The 25,517-nt window shown below is 71.9% G+C and carries 17 protein-coding genes; 12 read left to right on the top strand and 5 right to left on the bottom strand.

What is annotated here, in order from left to right; translation table 11 throughout:
• Positions 1 to 29 precede the first annotated feature (29 nt).
• Entirely contained in the window at positions 30 to 1,280 is a 1,251-nt protein-coding gene (locus R2D22_RS04565; RefSeq protein WP_318101402.1) for an MFS transporter, read from the bottom strand.
• A 156-nt stretch (positions 1,281 to 1,436) separates the two neighbouring features.
• Here R2D22_RS04565 and R2D22_RS04560 point away from each other — a divergent pair, with 156 nt between their 5' ends.
• From R2D22_RS04560 to R2D22_RS04550, 3 genes are all read left to right on the top strand, one after another.
• The gene (locus tag R2D22_RS04560) at positions 1,437 to 2,459 is read left to right on the top strand and encodes a LacI family DNA-binding transcriptional regulator (protein ID WP_318101401.1); all 1,023 of its coding nucleotides are present in this window, start codon (positions 1,437 to 1,439) and stop codon (positions 2,457 to 2,459) included.
• A 49-nt stretch (positions 2,460 to 2,508) separates the two neighbouring features.
• A complete protein-coding gene (locus R2D22_RS04555; RefSeq protein ID WP_318101400.1) occupies positions 2,509 to 2,778 on the top strand; it encodes a hypothetical protein in 270 nt (89 codons plus the stop codon).
• A 469-nt stretch (positions 2,779 to 3,247) separates the two neighbouring features.
• Positions 3,248 to 4,435 (top strand): thiolase family protein, encoded by a 1,188-nt coding sequence (locus R2D22_RS04550; RefSeq protein WP_318101399.1) that lies wholly within the window; start codon positions 3,248 to 3,250, stop codon positions 4,433 to 4,435.
• Between the two features lie 84 nt (positions 4,436 to 4,519).
• On the opposite strand, the gene trxA is transcribed toward R2D22_RS04550, so the two are convergent.
• A complete protein-coding gene (trxA, locus tag R2D22_RS04545) occupies positions 4,520 to 4,897 on the bottom strand; it encodes a thioredoxin (protein ID WP_318101398.1) in 378 nt (125 codons plus the stop codon).
• 148 nt (positions 4,898 to 5,045) lie between these two features.
• Between trxA and R2D22_RS04540 the strand changes: the two genes are divergently transcribed.
• Genes R2D22_RS04540 through R2D22_RS04525 form a run of 4 tightly spaced genes read left to right on the top strand, consistent with a single transcriptional unit; the run spans position 5,046 to position 9,584 of the window.
• On the top strand, positions 5,046 to 6,485 hold the full coding sequence (locus R2D22_RS04540; RefSeq protein ID WP_318101397.1) for a dihydrolipoyl dehydrogenase family protein: 1,440 nt from the start codon (positions 5,046 to 5,048) through the stop codon (positions 6,483 to 6,485).
• 60 nt (positions 6,486 to 6,545) lie between these two features.
• A complete protein-coding gene (locus tag R2D22_RS04535) occupies positions 6,546 to 7,766 on the top strand; it encodes an RNA ligase (protein WP_318101396.1) in 1,221 nt (406 codons plus the stop codon).
• 3 nt (positions 7,767 to 7,769) lie between these two features.
• Positions 7,770 to 8,687: a phosphatase domain-containing protein gene (locus R2D22_RS04530; RefSeq protein ID WP_318101395.1), complete on the top strand. Its 918-nt coding sequence runs from the start codon at positions 7,770 to 7,772 to the stop codon at positions 8,685 to 8,687.
• Positions 8,688 to 8,738: 51 nt separating this feature from the next.
• Entirely contained in the window at positions 8,739 to 9,584 is an 846-nt protein-coding gene (locus R2D22_RS04525; protein WP_318101394.1) for a 3'-5' exonuclease family protein, read from the top strand.
• A 19-nt stretch (positions 9,585 to 9,603) separates the two neighbouring features.
• Here the strand turns inward: R2D22_RS04525 and R2D22_RS04520 are convergent, their stop codons facing one another.
• Positions 9,604 to 10,212 (bottom strand): TetR/AcrR family transcriptional regulator, encoded by a 609-nt coding sequence (locus tag R2D22_RS04520; protein ID WP_318101393.1) that lies wholly within the window; start codon positions 10,210 to 10,212, stop codon positions 9,604 to 9,606.
• 167 nt (positions 10,213 to 10,379) lie between these two features.
• On the opposite strand from R2D22_RS04520, the gene R2D22_RS04515 reads away from it, so the two are divergent.
• Genes R2D22_RS04515 through R2D22_RS04505 form a run of 3 tightly spaced genes read left to right on the top strand, consistent with a single transcriptional unit; the run spans position 10,380 to position 14,982 of the window.
• Positions 10,380 to 11,783: a purine-cytosine permease family protein gene (locus R2D22_RS04515; RefSeq protein ID WP_318101392.1), complete on the top strand. Its 1,404-nt coding sequence runs from the start codon at positions 10,380 to 10,382 to the stop codon at positions 11,781 to 11,783.
• Positions 11,784 to 11,813: 30 nt separating this feature from the next.
• Complete coding sequence (locus R2D22_RS04510) at positions 11,814 to 13,466, top strand: amidohydrolase (protein ID WP_318101391.1); 1,653 nt, start codon at positions 11,814 to 11,816, stop codon at positions 13,464 to 13,466.
• 7 nt (positions 13,467 to 13,473) lie between these two features.
• Positions 13,474 to 14,982 (top strand): PE-PGRS family protein, encoded by a 1,509-nt coding sequence (locus R2D22_RS04505; RefSeq protein ID WP_318101390.1) that lies wholly within the window; start codon positions 13,474 to 13,476, stop codon positions 14,980 to 14,982.
• Between the two features lie 37 nt (positions 14,983 to 15,019).
• Here R2D22_RS04505 and R2D22_RS04500 read toward each other — a convergent pair whose 3' ends face one another.
• Positions 15,020 to 15,370, bottom strand: coding sequence for a tetratricopeptide repeat protein (locus R2D22_RS04500; RefSeq protein ID WP_318101389.1), 351 nt, complete (start codon positions 15,368 to 15,370; stop codon positions 15,020 to 15,022).
• Positions 15,371 to 15,456: 86 nt separating this feature from the next.
• Positions 15,457 to 16,026 (bottom strand): hypothetical protein, encoded by a 570-nt coding sequence (locus tag R2D22_RS04495; RefSeq protein ID WP_318101387.1) that lies wholly within the window; start codon positions 16,024 to 16,026, stop codon positions 15,457 to 15,459.
• A gap of 240 nt (positions 16,027 to 16,266) precedes the next feature.
• Between R2D22_RS04495 and R2D22_RS04490 the strand changes: the two genes are divergently transcribed.
• Together R2D22_RS04490 and R2D22_RS04485 are read left to right on the top strand one after the other, a co-directional pair.
• Positions 16,267 to 16,692, top strand: coding sequence for a hypothetical protein (locus tag R2D22_RS04490; protein ID WP_318101385.1), 426 nt, complete (start codon positions 16,267 to 16,269; stop codon positions 16,690 to 16,692).
• Positions 16,693 to 16,869: 177 nt separating this feature from the next.
• Complete coding sequence (locus tag R2D22_RS04485) at positions 16,870 to 25,431, top strand: golvesin C-terminal-like domain-containing protein (RefSeq protein WP_411977124.1); 8,562 nt, start codon at positions 16,870 to 16,872, stop codon at positions 25,429 to 25,431.
• Positions 25,432 to 25,517: the final 86 nt, after the last annotated feature.

Genomic DNA, 25,517 nt, shown 5'->3' with positions numbered 1-25,517 from the left:
TGCGGGTTCGACGGTGAAGGGGGCGCCGGTCAGCGGACGCCGCGGATCGGGCGGACGGCGAGCGCGCCGAGGACCGACAGCACGGCGGCGACCAGGAACAGCGGGGTGTAGCCGCCGCCGACGGAGACGATCACGGAGGCGACGAACGGGGCGACGATCTGCGGCCCGGCGTTCGCCACGTTGAGCACGCCCATGTCGCGGGCGGCGTCCTCGGCCTTCGGCAGAACCATGGTGACAAGGGCCGTGTCCACGGCCATGTAGCAGCCGAAACCGAGGCCGTTGACGACGGAGAAGGCGAGCATCGCGGCCCAGCCGGCGGACACGGCGGGTATCAGCAACGCGACGGCGGCCAGCGCGGCGGACGCGCCGACGAACAGCTTGCGCCGGTCGTAGCGGTCGGAGAGCCAGCCGCCGAGGACCGTGGAGACCACCATGGCGACGCTGTTGACCGGCATCAGGATCGCCACCGCCTCCTCCGGCGCGAGGCCGGCGGGCAGGTCGGTGTGGTCCTTGAGGATGTACAGCTGGAACCCGGACACCGCGAAGTAGCCGAGGATCAGCAGCGCCCGGCCGATGAACGCCCAGCGGAAGTCGTGGTTCTTCAACGCGCTGCCGAAGGCGGCCAGTTGGACCTTGACCGGGAGCGGCGCCTTGGGCGGCATGCGCTCCTCGCGGGCGCAGACGGTGAACAGCACGGCCGCCACCGCCATGATCGCGCCGAAGACGAGGTATCCGGTGCGGTAGTCGTCCGAGTAGGCCGCGCCGACCAGGGCGCCGATCGTGGAGCCCACGGGCAGGCCCAGGCCGACGGCGGCGGAGGCCTTGCCGCGAGCGGCCGTCGGGATCCGGTCCGGGACCACCGAGGTCAGCGCGGCCTGGTAGACGTTCATGACGGCCTGGCCCAGACACCAGACGATCGTGACCAGCAGGATGGTGTGGACGCTGCCGAGCAGCAGCATCACCGGAAGCGCGAGCAGGCCGCCGGCCAGGATCCAGGGGTTGCGGCGCCCGGACCGGTCCGACAGGGCGCCTGCCACCGGGTTGAAGACCGTCGCGAAGATCGCCGAGACGCCGGCGACCAGTCCGAGGTTGGCCACCTTCTGGGCCGGGTCGATCGCCTCGACCTGGAGCGCGAGCAGGACGCCGGCGACGCCGACGTAGAGCGCGTACATGGCCGTGTTCCCGGCCAGCAGCAGGGGGAGCAGGCCGCGTGCGGGGCGGGGCCCGGAGGCATCTGCGGCGGTGCGGGCCGCGTTCGTGCCGGGGGAGGAAAGGGCCACGGTGCCCTCCTGGGGGTGACGCCGACGAAGGGTCGGGGAGCGGAAGTGAACGAGATGGTTACACGTGTCAGTGGCACGCGTAACCTTTGTGTAGCACCTGAATCCGGCCATCCGCCAGACCCGCGGTCGGATCGTTCTGGAAAGATGCCGAGCGCGATGAGCCAGTCACCCGAGCAGTCCGCCGAACGCCCCGTCCCGACCAGCGCCGATGTCGCGCGCCTGGCAGGGGTGTCCCGGGCCACCGTGAGTTACGTGCTGAACAACACCTCGGCCGTGCGGATCAGCGAGCCGACCCGGCGCAAGGTCCGGGAGGCCGCCGACGAGCTCGGCTACGTGCCGCACGCCGCCGCGCGCAGCCTGCGCGCCGGGCACAGCCGGATGGTCCTGCTGCCCACCGCGCACGTCCCCATCGGCCCGCTCTACAGCCGCTTCCTCAGCGAGCTGCAGGGGGAGCTGCGCCGCCTCGACTACACGGTCGTCCAGTACGGCAGCCTCGGCCTGCGCGGCGACGAGGCCGCCCGCGCCTGGGCCGAGCTGCGCCCCGTGGCGGTGGTCTCGCTCGGCGAGCCCGCGCTCACCGCGCACGGGGTCGAGCTGCTCAAGCGCTCCGGCGCGAAGGCCGTCATCACCCTCGGCCCGGACCCGGCCCCCGGCGCCCACGCGCTGGTGATGGACCACCGGGAGGTGGGCGCCCGCGCCGTCGAGCACCTCCTGGAGCGCGGCCGGCGCCGGATCGGCGTGATCATGCCGGAGGAGCCCGGTCTGGAGATGTTCTCCGTGCCCCGCCTCGCGGGCGCCCGGGCGGCGGCCGCCGGGACGGAGGCCGAGATCGTTCCCGTCCCGCTGCGGTACGAGGAGGAGCCGGCGGCCGAGCTCGCGGGGCGCTGGCGGGACCTCGGGCTCGACGCGGTGTTCGCGTACAACGACGAGTTCGCGATGCTCCTGATGCGGGCGCTCCAGGACGCGGGCGTGGACGTGCCCGGCGAGACCGCCGTGGTCGGCGCGGACGACCTGCTGCTCGGCCGGCTGCTGCGGCCCCGGCTGAGCACGGTGCAGCTCGACATGGTGATCGGACGCCATCTCGCCGAACTGGTGGACCGGCTGGTCCGGGACCCGGCCGGGCCGCCCGAGCGGCACGACCTGATGGCCGTCCGGATGGTCCCCCGCGAGTCCAGCTGAGCCACGGGCGCGCCGGGCGAAGGGTGCGCGGCGGGCTTAGCGTCGGTGCATGAGCACAGTTCCGAAGCGTTTCGAGATCCTGGTGGTCCCCGCGCACGTGGAGGACCGCGGCGGGGCGTCGGTCAAGGACACAGCCGTACGGGCGGCGGTGGTGGAGGCGACCGGCGAGCGGGGGAACTCCGGCTATCCCCGGTACGCCGGGCACGGGATCGTCGCGGACATCGACCCGGAGACCCGGACCGTCGAGGCGATCCTGCTCGACGGGAACGAGCTCGACTACGGCCTGACTGCCCTGGCGCTCGACAGCACGGACGGCTGACGGACAGCTGGCGGAGGCTGACGGGCCACGGGGTCGCGGGGGCGTGAGGGCGTGGGGCGCCGGGCCGGCGGGGGCGGGCCGCGTGGGCGCCGCGGCGCCGTCGCCGCGCGTAGCGACTCCCTCGGGGCTGCCTCCGCCCGGGGACCGCCGGCGGGACCACGACACGCGGGCATGAGGTCGGCCAGGTCGCCGTCGCCGTTGCTCACGACGGCACGAGCTGCCGGCACGCCCGGCCGGGACCAGGCGGCCACGATGGCCGGGCGAACACCGGCGCCCGACGGTTCGTTCGGTGTAGGCGGCAGTCATCGCGCCCGCCGGCGGTTGACAGCGGGCGTCGCGGGGCACAAACTCGGCGCGGTTCGCCTGCGAACGACTGTTCACCGGGCGGACGCCGCCGGGACCGAACCGGGCGGAGCGCCAACGGAACGCGGGCCGGCAGCGGCCCGGACTGGGACAGGGGAGAGACCCGATGAGCATCCGCGACGTCTACATCGTCGACGCCGTCCGCACGCCGATCGGAAAGTTCGGCGGCGCCCTCTCCTCCGTACGACCCGACGACCTCGCCGCCCACGTCGTGAAGGCCCTCGTCGCGCGCACCCCCGAGCTCGACCCGGCCCGGATCGACGACGTGTACTTCGGCGACGCCAACGGCGCCGGCGAGGACAACCGCGACGTGGCCCGGATGGCCGTGCTGCTCGCCGGACTGCCCGCGTCCGTGCCCGGCGTGACCGTCAACCGGCTCTGCGGATCCGGCCTGGAGGCCGTGATCCAGGCCGCCCGCGCCATCGCGGTCGGCGACGCCCACATCGCCCTCGCGGGCGGCGTCGAGTCGATGTCGCGTGCCCCCTGGGTGCTGCAGAAGCCCGAACGCGCCTTCCCCGCCGGGCACCAGCAGCTGCACTCCACCACCCTCGGCTGGCGGATGACCAACCCGAAGATGCCCGCCGAGTGGACCGTCGCGCTCGGCGAGGGCGCCGAACTCGTCGCCGACAAGCACGCCCTCACCCGCGAGCAGCAGGACGCCTTCGCGCTGGAGAGCCACCGCAAGGCGGCCGAGGCGTGGGCCAAGGGCCTGTTCGACGGCGAGATCGCCGGTTACCCGGGCGTCGACCTGGCGCGCGACGAGTGCATCCGCGACAGCACCTCCATGGAGGCGCTGGCCAAGCTCAAGCCCTCGTTCCGGCCGGACGGAGGGACGGTCACGGCGGGCAACGCCTCGCCGCTCAACGACGGCGCCGCCGCGCTGCTCCTCGTCGACGAGGAGGGCCTCCGCGCGACCGGCCGCGAGCCGCTCGCCCGCATCCGCGCCTCCGCCGTCACCGGCATCGAGCCGCAGCTCTTCGGGCTCGGCCCGGTAGAGGCGGTCCGCCGCGTATTGGAGAAGGCCGGTCGGTCCTTCGCGGACCTGAGCGTCTTCGAGCTGAACGAGGCCTTCGCCGCCCAGGCGCTCGGCTGCCTCGCCGAGTGGCCGGAACTGGACCCGTCCATCGTCAACCCGCGCGGCGGCGCCATCGCCATCGGCCACCCGCTCGGCGCGTCCGGCGCCCGGCTGGCCGGATCCGTCGCCCACCAGCTCGCCGCGGCCGGCTCCGGTACGGGCCTGGCGGCCCTGTGCATCGGCGTCGGCCAGGGGATCGCCCTGGTCCTGGAGCGCTGACCGCGGGCGCCGGCCACAGGCTCTGACCACAGGCGCGACGAAGGGGCGCGTCCCGTGCGGCGACGCGCCCCTTCGTCGTGCCGGCTACTCGGCCTGCCCCTGCTGCTTGGCGTCCTCGATGGACTTGCGCACCTCGTCCATGTCCAGCTTGCGGGCCTGACCGATCAGGTCCTCCAGGGCGGCCTCCGGCAGCGCGCCCGGCTGCGCGAACACGGCCACGTTGTCGCGCACGATCATCAGCGTGGGGATCGAGCGGATCTCGAAGGCCGCCGCGAGTTCCTGCTGCGCCTCCGTGTCGACCTTCGCGAAGACCAGGTCCTCGTGACGCTCGGAGGCCTGCTCGAAGACCGGGGCGAACTGGCGGCACGGTCCGCACCAGGCGGCCCAGAAGTCGATGAGGACGAACTCGTTGTCGCTCACGATCTGGTCGAAGTTGTCCTTGGTGAGCTCAACAGTGCTCATGCTTCCTACCTCTTCCCGGTCCACTGCGGACTCGCCCCGCACAACGGCACCCGGCGCCCCACTATTCCGCGCCCCGCTCCAGCCCGCACGGCCGCGCGCCGATAGGCCCCTGTGGCCCCCGCCCCGCACTGCCGCCAGACTGGGCCCCATGACGCGAACCGTGGAGTACGACGTGGTGGTGCTGGGGGCGGGGCCGACCGGCGAGAACGTGGCCGGACGAGCGCGGGACGCCGGACTGAGCGTGGCCGTCGTGGAGAGCGAGCTGGTCGGCGGCGAGTGCTCGTACTGGGCCTGCATGCCCAGCAAGGCGCTGCTGCGCCCCGTCGTCGCCCGCGCCGACGCCCGCAGGGTGCCCGGCCTGCGGCAGGCCGTCGACGGCCCGCTGGACGTGGCCGCCGTGCTCGCGCACCGGGACGCGTACACCTCGCACTGGAAGGACGACGGGCAGGTGGCCTGGATCGACTCCATCGGCGCCCGGCTCTACCGCGGCCACGGCCGACTGCACGGCCCCCGCCGCGTCGTCGTCGACGGCCCCGAGGGCGAGCACCACGTGCTGACCGCGCGGCACGCCGTCGCCGTGTGCACCGGCAGCCGGCCCGCGCTGCCCGAACTGCCGGGCCTCGCGGGCGCGAAGGCGTGGACCAGCCGCGAGGCGACCAGCGCGCAGGCCGTCCCCGGCCGGCTCGCGATCGTCGGCGGTGGCGTGGTGGCCGTGGAGATGGCCACCGTCTGGCAGGCGCTCGGTTCGCGGGTCACCCTGCTGATCCGCGGCGCCGGCGCGCTGCCCCGGATGGAGCCGTTCGCCGGCGAGCAGGTGCTCGCCTCGCTCGTCGAGGCCGGCGTCGACGTGCGCACCGGGGTCTCCGTCGCCGCGCTGGTACGCGACGGGGACGGGGGGCCGGTCACCGTCGTCCTGGAGGGCAGCGACAAGTTCGAGGCCGACGAGGTGCTGCTCGCCACCGGCCGCGCGCCGCGCACCGACGACATCGGCCTGGAGACGGTGGGCCTGGAGCCCGGCGGCTGGCTGCCCGTCGACGACAGCCTGCGGGTCACCGGCAGCGACTGGCTGTACGGCGTGGGCGACGTGAACCACCGTGCCCTGATGACTCATCAGGGCAAGTACCAGGCACGGATCGCGGGCGACGCGATCGCCGCCCGCGCCGCCGGTGCCGAGGCCACGGAGACCGGCCGGTGGGGCGCGCACGCGGCCACCGCCGACCACGCGGCCGCCCCGCAGGTCGTCTTCACCGACCCCGAGGTCGGCGCGGTCGGCCTCACCCTCGCCGACGCCGAACGCGCCGGCCACCGCGTGCGCGCCGTCGACCAGGACCTCACCTCGGTCGCCGGCTCCGGCCTGTACGCCGACGGCTACCGCGGCCACGCGCGGATCGTCGTCGACCTCGACCGCGAGATCCTGCTCGGCGCCACCTTCGTCGGCCCCGGCGTCGGCGAACTCCTGCACTCCGCGACCGTCGCGGTCGCCGGCGAGGTCCCCGTCGACCGCCTCTGGCACGCCGTCCCCGCCTACCCGACCATCAGCGAGATCTGGCTCCGTCTCCTGGAGGCCTACCGCGAGGACCAGGGGTAATTGAGTACCGGCGCGTCCCTCCCGCGGGCGAGAATGAGTGATCGTCGAACGGGAGGAACCATGAGCCAGGAGACCCTGACTCTGCACGAGCTGCTGCCGCGGGAGGAACTCGCGGCGGCGCTCGACGCCGGCCACGTCACGCGCAAGGCGCACCCCGAACTGCCGCTGTCCATCTACACCTATACGCGTGCCGCTCAGTACGAACGGGTGTGGACGACCGTCACCACGCGCTGCCGGGGCCTGGTCGCCGACGACGAGACCGGCCGGATCGTCGCGCACTGCCTGCCGAAGTTCTTCAACGTCGGTGAGCACAGCAGCGGTCAGCCCTATGCGCCCGCTCTCCCCGACGAGCCGTTCGAGGTGTACGACAAGGTCGACGGCAGCCTCGCCGTCGTCTTCCACTACGCGGACCGCTGGCGGGTCGCGTCCAAGGGCTCGTTCATCAGCGAGCAGGCGACCTGGGCGCAGCGCCGGCTCGACGCGAAGGACACGTCCGCGCTGGTGCCCGGGGTGACGTACCTCGCCGAGATCCTGTACCCGCAGAACCGGATCGTCGTCGACTACGGCGACCGCCGGGACCTGGTGCTGCTCGCCGCCTTCGGGGCGGACGGGGCCGAGATCCCGCTCGCCGGCGCGGCGACGCACTGGCAGGGGATCGGCTCCGTCGTGAAGGTCTGGCCCGCGATGCCGCTCGACGAGCTGACGAAGCTCACCGAGTCCAGCACGCTGCCCGGTGGCGCGGCCGCCACCGGCACCGACGCCGAGGGCTTCGTGCTCCGCTTCGCGTCCGGCGTCCGGGCGAAGGCGAAGATCGCCGAGTACGTGCGGCTGCACAAGGTGCTGACCGGTGTGACCGAGCGGGACATCTGGCGCAGCCACGGCATCGAGCGGTTCGCCGGCGTGGCCGTGAAGCGGCTCGCGCAGGGCCTCGGGCTCTCGGTCGCCGACCTGGGCGGCGTGAAGTCGGCCGGCGGTCGGCCGCTGGAGGCGCTGCTGCAGCAGGTGCCGGACGAGTTCGACGCCTGGGTGCGCGGGGTCGTCGCGCGCCTGGAGGAAGAGGCGGCGGCACACGAACGCGCCATCGACGAGGCATACGCGCGGGTCGCTCATCTCGCCGCGGACCGGGGCGCGTTCGCGCGCGCGGTCCGCGAGCTGCCGGTCGACCCGGGCGTCCGCTCCGCCCTGTTCCTGCGCCTCGACGGCAAGCCGACGGACCTGCTGGTCTGGCGGCACGTACGCCCCGAGGCGTCCGACCCCTTCACCACCGACGAGGAGAACTGATCCGTGCCTGCCGTACACGTCATGACGGGGCTGCCGGCCTCGGGAAAGACGACCGCCGCGAGGAAGCTGCAGGCGGAGTCCGAGGGCCGGATGCGCCGCGTCAACCTCGACGACCTGCGGGCGATGCTCGACGTCCCGGCGCCCGAGCGCGGCCGGTCGCACTCCCATGAGCAGACCGTGCTCGCCATCCAGGACGCCGCGGTGCGCGAGGCCGTCGCCGGTGGTTTCGACGTCGTCGTCGACAACACCCACCTGACACCGCACATCCCGAAGCGGCTCAAGGCGGCCGTCACGGGCCTGGGCGCGGACTTCGTCGTGCACGACTTCACCGACGTGCCGGTGGAGGAGTGCATCCGGCGCGACGGCGCGCGCGAGCGGGCCGTCGGCGAGGAGATCATCCGGATCCTGGCCGACAAGCACGCCAAGGCCCGAAGGGGCGGCTGGCGGCTGACCGCGGAGTGGTTCAACGACCGGCCCGCCGCCGCGCCGTACGTGGCCGACCCCGCGCTGCCCTCGGCGGTGCTGTGCGACATCGACGGCACCCTCGCGCTGCGCGGCGACCGCGGCCCGTACGACTTCACCCGCTGCGACACCGACCTGCTCAACGTGTCCGTACGGCAGGCGCTTCGGGCCTTCCGGCACGCCGAGAACGACACGATCGTGCTGCTCTCCGGGCGCAGCGAGGACCACCGCGAGATCACCGAGCAGTGGCTGAAGCGGCACGAGGTGCCGTACGACGAGCTGTGGATGCGTGCCTCGGACGACGGCCGCAGCGACGACATCGTGAAGGCCGAGCTGTTCGACGCGCACGTCCGCCACCGTTACGCGGTCCGGGTCTCGCTGGACGACCGCGACCGCGTGGTGGCGGTCTGGCGCCGGATGGGCCTGCCGACCTGGCAGGTCAACTACGGGAACTTCTAGGGGAGCTGAAAGGCGATTACGGGGGGTTCGGGGGCCGAGGAAGGAGTGCCGGTGGACCGGACCAACGACTACCCCGCGCCGTGCGCGGCGTGCGGTGAGACCGTCCCGGCCGGGGCCGGGGTGCTGGTGGGGCTGCGCCCCAAGGGCTGGGTGGTGTACCACCCGGAGCACGTGCGCGAGCCGGGGCCGCCGCCTCGGCACGACCACCCGGGCTGGCACCGGAAGGCACTGACGGCCTTCGACATCGCGGCCACCGGCCATCGGTGCTCCGTCGACCGGATCCTCGCGGCCGCCGTCCGCGGCTCCGACGGCACCGCACGGGACTGGCTGATCGACCCCGGCCCGGGTCCGCTCTCCGTCGATCCCGGCAAACGGCACGGGATCACCGTGGAGCGGGCCCGCGCCGAGGGCGTCCCGGCGGCGCGGGCACTGGAGGAGCTGGCGGAGCTGCTCGCCGGGCGGCTCGCGGCGGGGGAGCCGCTGGTGGTCTGGTACGCGCCGTACGTGCTGACCATGCTGGAGGCCGAGCTGACCCGCCACGGCCTGCGCACCCTCGGCGAGCGCGCCCCGCACGGCGTCGCCCCGGTCTGCGACCCGCTGGTCCTCGACCGGCACGCCGACCCCTACCGCTCCGGCGGCCGGTCCTTGCAGACCGTCACCGCCTGGTACGGCGTCCCGCACGAGCGCCCCGGGGACGCCGCGTCCGATGCCGCGGCGACGCTGGCGCTCGCCCAGGTGCTGGGAGCCTGCTACCCGGCGCTGGCCCGGTTCTCCCGGCCGGCGCTGCACAACGAGCAGCTCCTCTGGAACGCGGCCGCCCACGGCCGCCACGAGCCGGAGCCCTGGCCGGTCGCCCCCTTCGCCCCGCTGCCCTGGCAGGCGCACGAGATCGGCTGACGCTCTTGGCCGGGTCGGGCTACGCGCGGCCGATCAGCCGCTCCGCCGCCGCCCGCGCGACCTCCAGGGCCGGGCGCGGGTCCGCGCTGGGGCCGCCCTGGGCCAGTACGACCCGGGTGCTCAGCCCGTCCAGCAGGGCCAGGAGCTCGGAGGCCCGCGCCGGGACGTCCAGCTCCGGGAAACGTCCCTGGGCGACGCCCTTGGCCAGCAGCGCCTCCAGGTCCTGCTGCCAGGCCAGATCCATCTCCTCCTGGGCGGCCCGCAGCGCCTCGTTCGCCGGGGTACGGGCCCACAGCTCGATCCAGAGCATCCAGCGCGGGTCGCGCGGGCCGCTCGGCAGATAGAGCTCCAGGTACCGGTCGAGCTTGCGCTCGGCCGTGATCCGGCGGCCCAGCAGCGCGCGGCGCTCCTCGGTCAGCGCGTCCTCGCTCCACCGCAGGGCCGCCATCAGCAGCAGGTCCTTGGAGCCGAAGTAGTACAGGATGTGGCCGCCGCTGGTGCCGAGGCGCTCGGCCAGCGCCGACATGGTGAGCGTGGCCAGCCCGTTCTCGGCGATGGCCGCCATGGCCTCCTCGAGCATCCGCTCCTGCGCGACGTGCCCGTCCCGCCGTCGTGCCGCGCCTGCCACGATCCCGTCCCTCGCCCGTTCGAAAGGTCATTTCCGAGCACGACCCTAACCGCAACGCGCCAGGTCTTGACGCGGTCGGGTCTCTTCGCACATCTTGAATGGCGTTCTAAAACTTAGAACGTCATTCAAGAACCGGCGCAGGTCGGTTCCGAGGAACGGAGCGCGGTGTGAACGCACAGCAGACCGCCGTACCAGCCGGTCGGGACGAGGTGTTCCAGGTCGAGGCGCACGGCATCGACCCCATCCCCGACGAGGAGCGGCACGGCAGCGCCAAGGACGTCTTCTGGCTCTGGTTCGGCTCGAACCTCACCTTCACGTACGTGATCAACGGTGCCCTCGCCGTCGCCTTCGGGCTCTCCTTCTGGCAGGCCACCGCCGTCGTCGTGATCGGCGGCCTGGCCTTCTTCGGGATCAGCGCGGCCGGCCTCAGCGGCATCCGCACCGGCACCGCCACCCTGGTCATCTCGCGCGCCGCCTTCGGCGTCCGTGGGAACTGGCCCGCCGGCCTGCTGAACTGGATCGTCAGCATCGGCTACACCATCGTGAACACGGTGGTCGGCACCCTCGCCCTGGAGGCCTTCTTCGCCGATCTCGGCTGGTCCGCGGGCCCCGTACCGCGCGCGACCGCCCTCGCCGTGACCCTCGCGCTCACCTTCGCCGTCGCCCTGTGGGGCCACGCGACCGTCCAGTTCGCCGAGCGCTGGATGGCGTACGCGCTCGCCGTCGGCTTCGCCGCGCTTCTCGTCTTCCTGCTGCCCGGCGCGGACACCGGGGCCCCGTCCGCCGCCCCCGGCGCCTCCGGCTGGAGCCTCGCCTTCGTCGTCATGCTCGCGGGCCCGTTCTCGTACGTGCCGATGCCGGCCGACTACACCCGCTACCTGCCCCGCACCACCAGCCTGCGTTCCGTCACCTGGAGCGGGGCGCTCGGCGGCTTCCTGTCCTCGGTGGCGCTCGGCGTCGCGGGCGTCGCCGCCGCCACGCAGACCGACATGACCGACGCCGTCGCGGGCGCCGAGCAGCTGCTGCCGAGCTGGTTCCAGCCGCTGTTCCTGGCCCTCGTCCTCGGCGGCTCCGTCACCAACTCGATCATCACGCTGTACTCCTCCAGCCTGAACCTCCAGGTCCTCGGCATCCCGTGGAGTCGCGCCAAGGCCATCGTCATCAGTGCCGCCGTCACCGCCGTCGGCTCGCTCGGCGCGCTGTTCCTCACCGACTTCACCGCCTCGCTGCTCTCCTTCCTCTCCCTCCTGATCATCGTCTTCGCCCCCTGGGGCGGCGTCTTCCTCGCCGACATGGTGCTGCGCCGCTGCCGGTACGACACCGACGCCCTGCACGAAGGAGCGGGCGGCGGCTACTGGTACCGGGCCGGCTACCACCCCGCGGGCATGACCGCACTGCTCGCCGGAATGCTCTTCGCCGCCCTCACCTGCGACTCCGAACTGTGGACCGGCCCGCTCGTCGCCCCGCTCGGCGGCGCGGACCTCACCCTGCTCGGCGCGCCCGTCGCCGCCCTCGTCTACGCGCTGCTGGCCCGCGGCCGCACCGCGGTCCCCGCGCCCGTCGCTCCCTAACAGCCCTCCTGCACCGAGGAGTTCATCGCAATGCCCCGCACCACCCCGCCGGCCGATCTCGTCCTCACGAACGCCCGGATCCACACCGTGGACCCCACCCTGCCGGAGGCCGAGGCGCTCGCGGTCCGCGACGGCAGGATCGTCTGGCTCGGCGCCACCGCCGACGCGGACACCTGGACCGGACCCGGCACCGAGGTCGTCGACGCGGCCGGCCGGCTCGTCCTGCCCGGCTTCGTCGACGCCCACAACCACGTCCGTCTCGGCTCCGACGACGCCTGCGTCCAGCTCGCCGGCGCCCGCAGCCTCGACGAGATCCACGCCCGCATCCGCGACTGGCACGCCGCCCACCCCGACGCCGCGTGGATCGAGGCCGAGGCCTTCGACTACTCGGCGCTCGGCGGCGGCCGGATGCCCACCGCCGCCGACCTCGACCCGGCCACCGGCGACGTCCCCGCGATCGTGCTCAGCTACGACGTCCACACCGCCTGGCTCAACACCGCCGCCCTGCGCCGCTGCGGCATCACCAGGGACCGCGTCAGCGTGCCCTTCGGCGAGGCCGAGACCGACCCCGAGACCGGCGAACCCACCGGATTCGTCCGGGACTTCGCGGTCAAGGGCCTCTCCCGCGACGGCCACCGCGCCCTGCGCGAACTCGGCGTGCCGTGGGCCTCGGCCGACCGGCAGTACGGCCGGCTCGCCCGCAGCCTCGACGACGCGATCGGCTACGGCATCACCACCGTCGTCGAACCGCAGAACTCCCTCGACGACCTCGCCCTCTTCCGGCGGGCCCGTGCCGAGGGCCGGCTCCGCTCCCGGATCGTCGCCGCGCTCTTCCACCCGCGCGGCACCACCGACGCCGAGCTGGACGAGTTCGCCGCCGCGGCCCGCGCGCACGCCGACGACCGGCTGCGCGTCGGCCCGCTCAAGCTGTACATCGACGACGTCGTCGAGCCCCGCACGGCCGCGCTCCTGGAGCCGTACGCCGGCTGCGGCCACCACCGCGGCGAGACCTTCTACCCGGCCGAGGAGTTCGCCGACCTCCTCGCGAAGCTCGACGCACGCGGTTTCCAGTGCTTCGTGCACGCCACCGGCGACCGGGGCATCCGCACCGTCCTCGACGCCGTCGCGCACGCCCGGACCCTGAACGGCCCGCGCGACGCCCGGCACCAGGTCGTCCACGTCGAATGCCTCGACCCCGACGACACCCCGCGCTTCGCCGAGCTCGGCGTCGTCGCCTGCATGCAGCCACGGCACGCCGCCCCGGAGATCGCCGGACCCGGCCAGGACTGGGCGGAGAACGTCGGCCCGGACCGCTGGCACAAGGCCTGGCCGCTGCGCGGCCTGCACACCGCCGGCGCGGTGCTCGCCTTCTCCAGCGACTGGAACGTCGCCGAGATGGACCCGATGATCGGCATCTACTCCGCCGTGACCCGGCGCCCGCTCGACGGCGGCGAGCCGTGGATGCCGCAGGAGGCGGTGGACGTCGAGACCGCGGTCGAGGCGTACACGATGGGCTCCGCGTACGCGAACTTCCTGGAGGACGAGCGCGGTTCGCTGACCGTGGGCAAGCTGGCCGACTTCGTCGTGCTGTCCCGCGACATCCTGCGGATACCGGCCGAGGACATCGTCGGGACGGTCGCCGAGACGGTCGTGGTCGGCGGAGAGATCGTGCACCGGGCATGATGCCGATGTGACGGATGACCAGGGGTGGGACGCGCTGTTCGAGGACGGGCCGGAGCTGCCGTGGCGGGTGCGCGGCGGCTGGCTCGAAGGACTCGGCTTCAACCGGGGCGCGCCGGACGACGTACAGATCCGGCTGCTGGACCACGGCGTGGACGCGTTCTTGTCGCGCGAGCTGTCGGACGCCGTCTTCGAGGCGACGGCGGCCCACCCCGAACGGGGGATCAGGGCCCGGCTCCTCGACACGTGGCGGCCGGCACTGACCACCGAGCAGTGGACGGCGCTCCTCCTCCGCGAGCCCGAGGACCGTCTCCGCGCGCACTTCGTCGAGCGGGCGGCGGTGTGGAACGTGCCGCTGCCCGCCGAGGCGCACGAGCGGCTGGCCGGCGACCCCGCGCCGAGCGTGCGTGCCGAGGCGGCCGCCCTGCCGGGGATGCCGCCGCCGTTGCTGACCGCACTGGCCGCCGATCCGGAGGCCGTGGTGCGGAAGGCGGCCTGCGGGGCCGCGTGGGAGCACCTGCCCGCGGCCGAGCGGGAGCGGCTGCCGGCCGACGACGACCTCGGCGTCCGTAATGCCGCGCTGCTCTGCCACCACCGGGACCACCCGATGCCCCGCGCCGTGTACGAGACGCTGGACCCGCGACTCCCGGTCGAGACCTGCCGTCTCGACCGGGAGCTCGCCGAGGAACTGGTCCGGCACGAGGACCCGGACCTGCGCCGGGCCCTCGCCCGCAATCCGGCGCTGGACGCCGATCTCGTCATGGCGCTCGCCGCGGACCCGGACCGCCGGGTGCGTTTCCAGGCGTCCGTGCATCCGGGTCTCGGCGAGGAGCGGCGCGCGGCCGCGATCCCGGCGGACTTCGACGCCGAGGGTCTGAGGTACGACGTGCCCTGGGTGCGCGAGCGGCACGGCGACCCCGACGAGATGCGCCGGCTCGCCGGCTCCGTCCACCCGGTGATCCGCAGCTCGGTCGCCCGGGCCGAGCGCCTGCCCCCGGACGTCGTCGAACGGCTGGCGCGGGACGAGGACCGGGTCGTACGGCTCTTCCTTGCCGAGTCCTGCGACGACGCGCCCGCCGACATGCTGCTGGAGGTCTGGCACTGGTGGACCGGCAGCTTCTCCAAGCCCGGCCGCCCCCGGACCCACCCGAACTTCCCCCGTACCGGCTTGCTCCGGTACGCCGAGGACCCGAACCCGCGGCTGCGGCAGCTGGCCCTCGACGACCCGGAGTCCTCGGCCGAGCTGGTCGAGCGGTTCGCCCTCGACCAGGACGGCGAGGTGCGCAGGCGGGCGGCGGAGGACGCGCGGCTCTCGCCGGAGTCGGCGGTACGGCTCCTGGACGACGCGGACGACGGCGTCCGGTACCGCGCGACCGCGCACCCGTCACTGCCCGTGCCGGTGCTGGTCCGGCTGCTGCTGCGCGAAAAGGTGCGGCCGTGGGAGGGCGCGGCCAGGAACCCGGCGATACCCGGCCCGGTCATGCACCGGATGATCGACCTCGGGGCGGCCGGTCCGTGACGAGGGGGCGGGAGCCTCGGCTCCCGCCCCTTTGGGCTCAGTCCGTGAACTCGCCCGCCATCGCCGCCGCCATCCGCAGATGCGGCGCGGCCTCGTCGTGCCGGCCCTGGCGCTCCAGGGTGCGGCCCAGCATCAGACGGGCGTAGTGCTCCACGGGGTCGCGGTCCAGGACCGCGCGCAGCTCCGTCTCCGCACGGCCCAGCTGGGCCGAGTGGTAGTACGAGCGGGCGAGCAGCAGCCGCTGCGCGGTCTGCTCCGGTACCTCGTCGACCAGGCCGCGCAGGATCCGGGCGGCGGTCAGGTACTCCTTGGCCTCGAAGAACAGCTGAGCGCGGTCCCAGCGCTCGGCGGCCGTCCCGAACTCGTAGTAGGTCTCGGTCTCGCTCACCGGCGCTCCTTCGTCGTGTCGTCGTCGGTACCGGGCCTCCGTGGCCCGGCACCCCGCTCAACACGCACGAGCGCTTGAAGATTCCACTACTGCGCTCCGGGGGCCCCGGCACCCTCGGGCGCGGCGAGCGCGCTGCTGCACGTGGCGCGCCCGAAGGCGCCGGACGCCGTGGCGAGCTGCACGTGCTTGCCGCCGACGGAGAGCTTGCACGTGGCCCGGCCGCCCTTCTCGCCGAGCGTGATGCTGACGATCGGCTGCTTGTCGCGCGCCACCCGCACCGTCCTGCTCCAGGGGAGCGACGCGGCGCGGGCCACCTCGGCCTTCCCTGCCCGGGCCGCCTCGCCGTCGCCGAGGAAGGTGATGTCGGCCGAACCGGAGCCGAGCACCTCGTAGGTCACCTCGGACGTCGGGACGGCCCGGCCGGCCGGCCGGTCGTCGCCGGAGTCGAGGAGCCCGTACCCGACGAGTCCCCCGGTGACGAGGAGGAGCGCGCCGACGACGGCGGCCACGGCGCGCCGGTCCGAGCCGCCGGCGGCCTTCTCGGCCTTCTCGCCCTTCTCGGGCCGGTCGGCGTTCTCGGCCTGCTCCTCCCGATCGGCCTTCTCGGACAGTTCGTCGCCGGACATGTCGCTCTCGGTCGTTTCACTCGTTGACATGGTGAGGCTTCCTTCGGCATGCATTCCCCGGGCGCGAATGCGGCGGTATCAAATCCGCCCGGTTCTACACCAGCTGATCGAGTCATGGCAAGAGGAAGGAGAAAACCGGCCATTCCGCCACCGTCCCCATAACTGTCCGGAATGTCCAGGGAGTTGACGGCGCATCGAAATGCCGACTAACAATCCGCCCCGAGATCGATGAAGTGGCGCAATGGGCGCCCGACAAAGGGGAGTTCACACATGACGGTCCGCGGTCGTCTGATTCAGTTCTTCGCCGTGCTCGCCCTGGCGGCGGGTTCCCTCGTCACGCTGCCCGCGCAGCCGGCCGCCGCCGCCAACGGCTGCAGCGGCACGGTGGAGGCCTGGAACGACTGGTACGACTCGGCCGGCCGGCTGGCCGCCAAGACCTACTACTACGACGAGGGCGCGAACACCTGCGTCAACCTCGTCGCGCAGGGCATCTACTACGGCCAGTCCAAGTACATGTCCATCAAGCTCTGCGACAGCTACAACTCGGGCTGCGTCAGCGACTCGGGCACCTTCCTCTACTACGCCGGTCCCGTCCGCCGCCCGGCCGACGTCTGTCTGTGGGCCGTCTCCACGATGAAGAACTCCGCCGGCACCACCATCGTGAACAAGAGCACCTACGTTCCGCCGTGCAACTGATCTTCCCGATTGACGTCAACTGCCCGAGTTGTCGTCCCGCTTGACGCAGCGTCATCGCGATGGTTAGAACCCCCTTCCTGAAATCGGCGCCCCAACGACCGATTTCGGTGATCCGGAGGGAAATACCACGTGAACGCACCATCGAGACGGCTGCTGACGGCAGCCGTCGCCGCCGCGATGGCCGGGACACTGATACAGCCAGTGTCTCCGGCCGTCGCGGATTCGAAGCCGCAGAAATTCGACGAGCAGAAATGGCGGGACGAACTCCGCGACTGGGAGACGTCCGGCCGCAAGGGCGACCCGCCGGTTCTGCCCGCCGAGGGTGTCGTCCGCAATGAGCGGCTGCCCAAGGGCCGGCCCGCCGCCAAGGCCGTCCGGGTCGCCGAGCTCACCGCGCGGCGCACCCCGAACTCCCGCTCGTGGCTGCTCTCCGACGGGCGCGTCCAGGCCGAGGTGTCGGTCGTCCCCACCTCGTACCGCGACGGCAAGACGTGGAAGACCCTCGATCCCGCGGTGACGCCGACGGACCGCGCGGGCTTCGACTTCGCCAACACCACCAACACCGGGCGCAGCTGGTTCGGCTCCGATCCGAAGCGCATGCTCCGCTTCGAGACCGAGGACGGCCACGCCGTCACCCTCGGCCTCGTCGGCGCGGGCGGGAAGCTGAAGCCGGGCGCCAAGGGCAGCACGGTCGCGTACCCGGACGCCCTGCCCGGCGGCACGGACCTCACCTACCAGGTCGGTCCCGGTCGGGTGAAGGAGAACATCGTTCTCGCCCGGAAGCCCGCCGGCCCGGTGAGCTTCACCTTCACCCTGGACGCCGGCGGACTCACACCGAAGGCCCGCAAGGACGGCTCCGTCGAGTTCTACGGGGAGGCCAGGCACCCCGTCCTCGTCATCCCGCCGGCCTTCATGACCGACGCCCGCAAGGACGCCGGCTCCCCGTACGGCCACGCCTCCAGCGACAAGGTCGCCCAGACGCTGACCCGGGACGGCAAGGGCTGGAAGCTCACCGTCACCCCCGACGCGAAGTGGCTCGCCGCGCCCGAGCGGCAGTACCCGGTCACCGTCGACCCGACCCTCACGATCGCGCCGACGCCGTCCGAGTCGCAGGACACGATGATCCTGTCCTCGGCCGCCGGCACCAACTTCAACGACACCTGGCGGCTCTCCGCCGGTCTCGACTCGGCGGGCAACGCCGCGCGCGCCCTGGTCCGGTTCGGGCTCTCCGGCGTCCCCGCCGGGACCAAGCTGGAGGACGCGCGCCTCCAGATGTACTACGACCAGACCCACACCGGCGTGTCCTCCGGCGCGCCCGTGACCCTGGGCGCCTACCGGGCCACCTCCGCGTGGACCGCAGGCCAGGCGAACTGGAGCAACGCGAACGGCCTCGTCGGCGAACTCGCCGGCTCGACCACTTTGGCCGACGACGGCGACGCGGGAACCACCGCCGCCCAGGGCGCCTGGCCGTCCTCGTCCAACACGGCCTTCACGCAGTACGCGATCAACCGCGACTACCTGTACAACAAGGACACGACGGCGGGTGACACGTACACCTGGCAGCCCAAGCTGCCTGAGGACGGCACCTACCAGGTCGACGCTCATGTGATCCCCGCCGACGACCGCTCCACCGCCGTGCCGTACACGATCACGTACGACGGCGGCAGCAAGCCGTACACCGTCGACCAGAAGACCGGCACCGGCGGCGTGTGGAAGCCGCTCGGCGCGCACCCGTTCAAGGCGGGCACGGCCGGCAAGGTCGTCCTCGGCGACGGCCCGGCCTCCGCGACCACCGCGGTGATCGCCGACGCCGTACGGTTCACCAAGCCCGGTACCGTCTCCATGCCGGCGAACACGTACAACAAGTGGCACTCGTTCTCGGTCAAGGACACCGTCCAGTCCTGGATCGACGGCACCCAGACGAACAACGGCTTCGTCGTCAAGGCCGTCGACGAGACCGCCGGCGCCCCCAAGGGCGGCCCGCGCTACGAGGCCTCCGAGTTCGGCTACGGCGGCGAGACCGTCAACTACCCCAAGCTGGTGCTGACCTACGGCCGGCCCAGCGTGACGCTGGACGCGCCCACGGTCATCCACGACACCGGCGCCGAACTGACTTGGTCCGGCTACACCGACCCGTCGACGGCCATCGGCGACGACCTGGCCGAGTACCAGGTCCACCGCAGCGTCTACCAGACGTTCACCCCGTCCGCCTCCACGCTGGTCGCCCCGGTCTCCGCCGGCACCACCGCGTACACGGACACCTCGGCGACGCCGACCCCCGCCGACGACGCCGACCCCTTCGGCCGCGCCTACTACTACATGGTCGCGGTCAAGACGAAGGACGGACAGGTCGTCCCGGCACCCACGCAGCTGGTCCGCCTGCCGAAGGCCGGCCGCACCACCAAGGTCGTCGAGGCCGCGCAGGACACCACGCTGTCCTCGACCGAGTCGACCCTGGCGCACGACACCATCCAGGACGGCGCCCCGCAGAACTGGGTCACCGTCGGCAACAACTCGCCGACGTACGGCAAGACCCGCACCCTGCTGAAGTTCCCGGCCCTCGGCATCCCCGCCACCGCCCGCGTCCTCGACGCGGACGTCCGGCTCTGGGGCACCCAGACCAGCCAGCAGGCCACCGGCGCCGTCTACGAACTGCGCCCGCTCACCCGGGACTTCGACGAGGCCACCGCGACCTGGGCCAAGGCGAACGCCACCACCTCCTGGACCACCGCGGGCGGTGACACCGGGGCCCCGGTCGCCGACACCGTCCCGGCCCTCAGCAACGACCCGGCGCGCCACGAATGGAGCGTCACCTCGCTGGCCCAGGGCTGGGTCACCACGCCCGAGTCCCAGCAGGGCGTGCTGATCAAGACGGCGAACGAGTCCGTCCCGCAGGAGCGGACGATCTTCCTGTCGTCCGAGGCGACCGAGCAGCGGCTGCGCCCGCGCATCGTCGTCACCTACATCGACTCCACCACCGAGTCGACGTACTACGCGCCGCAGACCCCGGCCCGGATGATCCCCGGCGACACCCACAACGTCGAGGTCACCCTCACCAACACCACCACCTCCGTCTGGCGCGCCACCGACCGGGTCCTCAGCTACACCTGGGCCCTGCCCGACGGCACCGACCGGACCACCGGCGGCAACCAGGTCGAGACCGCGCTGCCCGCCGACGTGTCCCCCGGCGAGACCGTCACCGTCCAGGCGCAGGTCAAGACCCCGATCAACTCGGACGAGGGCAACAAGCGCACCGACTACGTGCTCACCTGGGACCTGCGGAACAAGACCGCGGCGACCTGGCTCTCGGCCACCGACGGCATCGCCGGCCTGAAGCAGAACGTGGCGGTCGAGGACCCGACCTCCGACCAGCTCGGCCTGGAGAAGTTCTACTCGTACGCGGGCGAGAACACCGGTGCCGGCTCCTCCGTCATGAACAACACGGCGGCCGGCAACACCGTCTGGCAGTACAACGCGTTCTCCAACCCCGGTCGCGGTCTCGGCACGTTCGTGCGCTTCGCGTACAACTCGCTCGACACCTCCGACACGGTGCTCGGCCACGGCTGGTCGGCGCAGGCCGCCGGTCCGATCCGGCTCGGCGCGGCGCTGGACTTCCACCCCAACCCGAACCCGACCGAGGTGACGCTGCCCGACGGCGACGGCACCGCGCACGTCTTCCGCTGGGACGCCGCCAACAGCGTCTGGAAGGCGCCGGCGGGCGTGCACTACCTGCTCCAGCAGAAGGCCGGCGTCGACTGCAAGCCGTCCGGCGACGGCGACCCGCAGGCCTGGTCGCTGACCCGCCCGGACCGCACGCAGTTCTTCTTCGACTGCGACGGCTTCCTCACGTCCGTCGTGGACAAGAACGGCAACACGCAGACGTACACGTACGAGGAGCGCAAGTCCAACAACAAGCCGGTCAAGTTCCTCCGGTACATCACCGACCCGGCCGGCCGGCAGACGCTCACCGTCGAGTACTACTCCAAGGCCGACAGCTCCAACCCGAAGATCATCGACCACGTCAGGTCGATGACCGACATCTCGGGCCGCAAGGTCGCCTTCGCCTACTCGGACAAGGGTCTGCTGACCCAGCTGACCGACGGTGCCGGCTCGTCCCAGCCGAAGGTCTTCGGCTTCGAGTACGACGCCACGCAGGGCAACAAGAACGTCAAGCTGGTCAAGGTCACCGACCCGCGCGGGAACGCCACGCAGCTCGCGTACAACTACCCGCAGACCGGTGACGACCCGAAGTTCCACTGGTGGACCAAGACGGTCACCGACCGGCTCGGCGGCACCACCGGGTTCGTCTACACCGACCCCGACGGCAGCGCCGGTTCGACGATCGAGTCCAAGGTCACCGACTCCGAGAACCACACCGGCACCTATCTGACCGACGGCTACGGCCGGGTCACCCGGATCACCAACGCGGCGAACCAGACCACGAAGATGAGCTGGGACGCCGACAACAACGTCACGCGCCTCGAAGAGGCCAACGGCGCCGTCAACACCTGGTCCTACGACCCGAAGACCGGCTACCCGCTGGAGCAGAAGGACGCCGAGGCCAACAAGAACGGCACCGCCGCAGCCACCTACACCTACCAGACCGGACTGAACGGCCACGTCGCCGAGCTGTTCGAGAAGAAGTCGCCGGAGGGCCGCACCTGGCGGTTCGGCTACGACACCCGCGGCAACCTGACCGCGGTCACGGACCCCAAGGGCGTCGAGACCGCCACGGCCGACGACTACACCACGAAGTACGAGTACAACGCCGAGGGTCTGCTGACCAAGGCGACCGACGCCAACGGCAACGCCACCGTCAACAGCGACTTCGGTCCGACCGGCTACCCGGCGAAGATCACCGACGCGCTGCAGAAGACGGCCTCGTACGTCTACGACGTGCGCGGCCAGGTCCGCGAGTCCACCGACGCGCTCGGCAAGAAGACCACGCAGACGTACGACGTGTACGGCCGTCCGATGGAATCGACCGTGCCCAAGGACCAGGCCGCGGGCGAGCTGATCACCACGCCCGCCCCGGTCTACGACGCCAACGACAACGTCACCACGTCGACCTCGCCGAACGGGGCCGTCTCGACGGCCGTGTACGACAAGTCCGACCAGGTCACCGAGGCCACGGCGCCCAAGGACACCCCGACCCAGACCGAGCGCCGGACGCTCTACACCTACGACAAGGTCGGCAACCTCCTCACCACGACCGAGCCCAAGGGCGCGGCGACCGGCGCCGACCCCGACGACTACCGGACCACCAACCACTACGACGTCGTCTACCAGCTGACCTCCACGGTCAACGCGGCCGGCGACACCGTGTCGTACGCGTACGACGACGTCGGCAACGCCATCAAGGTCGTCGACCCGAAGAAGAACGCGACCGCGGACCCGGACGACTACACGTCGAAGACGGCCTTCGACCTGAACCACCGGGTCGTCTCCGTCACCGACGCGGCCGGCAAGACCGCGAAGCGCGAGTACGACAAGGACTCGCTCGTCACCGCCACGGTCGACCAGGAGAACAACCGCTCCCTGATCGCCTACGACGCGCGCGCCAAGACGATCGAGATGAAGGTGCCGCACGACGGCGTCGCGCCGATCGCGTACCGCACCTCGAAGTTCGAGTACGACCAGGCGGGCAACGCCACCAAGGTGATCACCCCGCGCGGCGTCGACACCGCCGCCGCGGACGACTTCACCTCGGAGACGGTCTACGACGCGCTGAACCGGCCCACCCGGCAGATCCAGCCGTACGACCCGGCCGACGCGCGCTACAACAAGAAGGTCTGGACGGAGACCAGCTACGACGAGGTGGGCCGGGTCTCCAAGGTCTCCGCGCCGCCCTCCGAGGGCCAGACCGTCCGCAACGACACCAGCTACAGCTACTTCGACAACGGCTGGGTCAAGTCCTCCACGGACCCGTGGGACATCGTCACCGCCTACGGCTACAACGACCTGGGCCAGCAGACCGCGCGGACGCTGACCTCGGCCGGCGGCTCGTCCGGCCGCACCATGGGCTGGGACTACTACCCGGACGGGAAGCTCAAGACCCGTACCGACGACGGTGTACCGGTCGGCAGCGCGGTGGTGCTGGTCGACAACTCGGACACCCAGAACACCTCCGCCACGGGCACCTGGACCAAGGGTTCGCTCACCGGCCAGCAGGGCTACGACCACCAGGTCCACGCCGCCGGCACGGGCACGGACGCCTTCACCTGGACCCTCAACATCCCCAAGAACGGCACCTACACCGCCTACGTCAAGTACCCGAAGGTCACCGGGGCCGCCACGGCAGCGAAGTACACGGTCACCAAGTCCGACGGCACCAAGACCGATGTGACGCGTGACCAGAACGCCGCCGCCGGCACCTGGGTCAGCCTCGGCTCGTACCCCTTCACGCAGGGCAACGCGGCCAAGCTCCAGCTGTTCCAGAACAGCGCGGGCGCCGTCGTCGCCGACGGCGTCAAGCTCGTCCGGGACAACTCCGGCGACAGCGACACCGAGAAGCGGACCTTCACCTACGGCTACGACCTCAACGGCAACCTGACGTCGATCGACGACACCTCGTCCGGCACGAAGATCGACGCCTACACGATGACCTACACGGGCCTCAACCAGGTCCAGAAGATCACCGAGGCGCTGGCCGGCCAGGAGAAGCGCTCCACGTCCTACGTCTACGACGCCAACGGCCAGCCGGACACCGTCACCCACCCCGACCAGTTCAACAAGTACACCTACGACCTGCGCGAGCTGGTCAAGACGGTGTCGGTCGGCAAGGACGCCGCGGACGCCTCGCCCAAGGTCACCGGCTACACCTACACCGACCGCGGCCAGAAGCTGCGGGAGACCAAGGCCAACCGGAACACCGTCGACCACACCTACTTCCTCGACGGCGAGATCAAGAACTCCGTCGAGAAGAAGGCCGACGGCACCCTCGTCGCCGAGCACACCTACGCCTACGACGCCAACGGCAACAAGGCGCGGGACACCGCGAAGAAGATGAACGCCGACAACCACGCGGCGTACCTCTCCTCCACCACCGACTTCACCTACGACCCGGCCGACCGGCTGGCGTCCTCGGTGAAGACCGGCAACGGCGCGGGCACCGAGACGTACGTCCACGACGACAACGCCAACGTCATCAGCCAGACGGTCAAGGGCACGTCCACCACGTTCACCTACGACCGCAACCGGCTGCTCAAGGCGACCTCCGGCGGGACGACGGCGACGTACAACTACGACCCGTTCGGCCGCCAGGAGTCGGTGACCGGCGGCGGCGAGATCGTCTCGCGCAGCGTCTACGACGGGTTCGACCACGTCGTGGAGAGCAGCAAGCTGACCGAGACCGGCGGGCAGGAGGTCACCAAGTACACCTTCGACCCGCTGGACCGCACCGCGACGAAGACGGTGGGCACCAAGACCACCGACTTCAGCTACCTCGGCCTGTCCAACGAGATCCTCGGTGAGGCGGAGGCCGGCCGGCTGACCAAGTCGTACCAGTACAGCCCGTGGGGCGAGCGTCTCTCGCAGATCAAGCACAACACGGACGGCACGACCGAGGACAGCTACTACGGCTACAACAGCCACACCGACGTCGAGACCCTGACCGGCAACGACGGCACCACCCGGGCCACGTACGGCTACACCGCGTACGGCAAGGACGACACGTCCGAGTTCACCGGCATCGACAAGCCCGACACCGCCGACCCGAACAAGGAGGCGTACAACCCCTACCGCTTCAACGCGAAGCGCTGGGACGCCCAGTCCGGCACCTACGACATGGGCTTCCGGGACTACAGCCCCGGCCTGAACCGCTTCACCAGCCGCGACATGTACAACGGCGCCCTCGCCGACATGCGCCTGGGCAGCGACCCGATGACCGGCAACCGGTACGCCTTCACCGGCGGCAACCCGGTCAGCTTCGTCGAGCTCGACGGCCACTGCTACCCGGCGGCCACCTGCTACGGCGGCGGCGACTCGTCCGGGACGTCGTCCGGCAGCAGCGGCTCCAGCGAGTGCGACCAGTACGGCTACCACGTCAAGGACGCCTGCCTGGCCGCCGGTTCGGGCTCCCCGACCGGTGACGGCGGCGACTTCCTGTGGGGCATGGGGCGGATGATCGCCTCCACCCTGGAGTTCATCGGCGAGGCCGGTCCGGGCTGCTGGTTCCAGGACTGCGTCACCATCCAGGAGGACTACGACAAGTTCGCCGAGGAGCACGGTGCCGACACCGGCTCCGACATGTACGAGAGCGGCGAGGTCGTCGCCAACCTGCCGTTCCTGGTCCGCGGCGCCTTCTCGATGCTCCGCAGGCTCGCGGCGGGGGCGGAGGCCGCCTCGGCGACCTCCGTCTGGAAGTTGCCGGCCAACGAGCGCGGCATCGCCATCGAGGACATGCGCGGCGGCAACCTGCCGAACAGCTTCCCGACGATCGACCGCTGGGACGCGGCCACCGGCACGGCCACCAGCATCAAGTCCATCGACACGACGCTGGCCTCGTACCAGAAGGCGTCGGGCATCACCGGCCTCGGACGGAAGTACGTGCGTGACATGGCGAACTTCAACGGCCGGACCTGGCGCGGGACGACCGTGGACGGCAGCGCGGTCCAGAACCGCAGGCTGGAGATCGGCGTGCCGCCGGGCATGAGCAGCGTCCAGCAGCAGGCGCTGAACGACGTGGTCACCTACGGCCAGCAGCAGGGGGTGGTCGTGGAGGTGTTCGAAGTGCCGTGACCCGAGGGGCGGCCGGGCGGCGGGTCCTCACCCGCCGCCCGGCCGCCCCGCCACTCGTGGTTACACTCCACCAGCCATCAGCACCA

The sequence above is a fragment of the Streptomyces sp. HUAS YS2 genome (assembly GCF_033343995.1).
Classification (GTDB): domain Bacteria; phylum Actinomycetota; class Actinomycetes; order Streptomycetales; family Streptomycetaceae; genus Streptomyces; species Streptomyces solicathayae.
Note: the sequence above shows the minus strand (reverse complement) of the source record. Positions and strands in the feature narration are given on the sequence as shown.

Excerpts from the sequence above, each read along its gene's own strand:
- R2D22_RS04560 (WP_318101401.1), top strand. The coding sequence starts at position 1,437 with ATGAGCCAGTCACCCGAGCAGTCCGCCGAACGCCCCGTCCCGACCAGC.
- R2D22_RS04555 (WP_318101400.1), top strand. The coding sequence starts at position 2,509 with ATGAGCACAGTTCCGAAGCGTTTCGAGATCCTGGTGGTCCCCGCGCAC.
- R2D22_RS04550 (WP_318101399.1), top strand. The coding sequence starts at position 3,248 with ATGAGCATCCGCGACGTCTACATCGTCGACGCCGTCCGCACGCCGATC.
- trxA (WP_318101398.1), bottom strand. The coding sequence starts at position 4,897 with ATGAGCACTGTTGAGCTCACCAAGGACAACTTCGACCAGATCGTGAGC.
- R2D22_RS04540 (WP_318101397.1), top strand. The coding sequence starts at position 5,046 with ATGACGCGAACCGTGGAGTACGACGTGGTGGTGCTGGGGGCGGGGCCG.
- R2D22_RS04535 (WP_318101396.1), top strand. The coding sequence starts at position 6,546 with ATGAGCCAGGAGACCCTGACTCTGCACGAGCTGCTGCCGCGGGAGGAA.
- R2D22_RS04510 (WP_318101391.1), top strand. The coding sequence starts at position 11,814 with ATGCCCCGCACCACCCCGCCGGCCGATCTCGTCCTCACGAACGCCCGG.
- R2D22_RS04495 (WP_318101387.1), bottom strand. The coding sequence starts at position 16,026 with ATGTCAACGAGTGAAACGACCGAGAGCGACATGTCCGGCGACGAACTG.
- R2D22_RS04490 (WP_318101385.1), top strand. The coding sequence starts at position 16,267 with ATGACGGTCCGCGGTCGTCTGATTCAGTTCTTCGCCGTGCTCGCCCTG.
- R2D22_RS04485 (WP_411977124.1), top strand. The coding sequence starts at position 16,870 with ATGGCCGGGACACTGATACAGCCAGTGTCTCCGGCCGTCGCGGATTCG.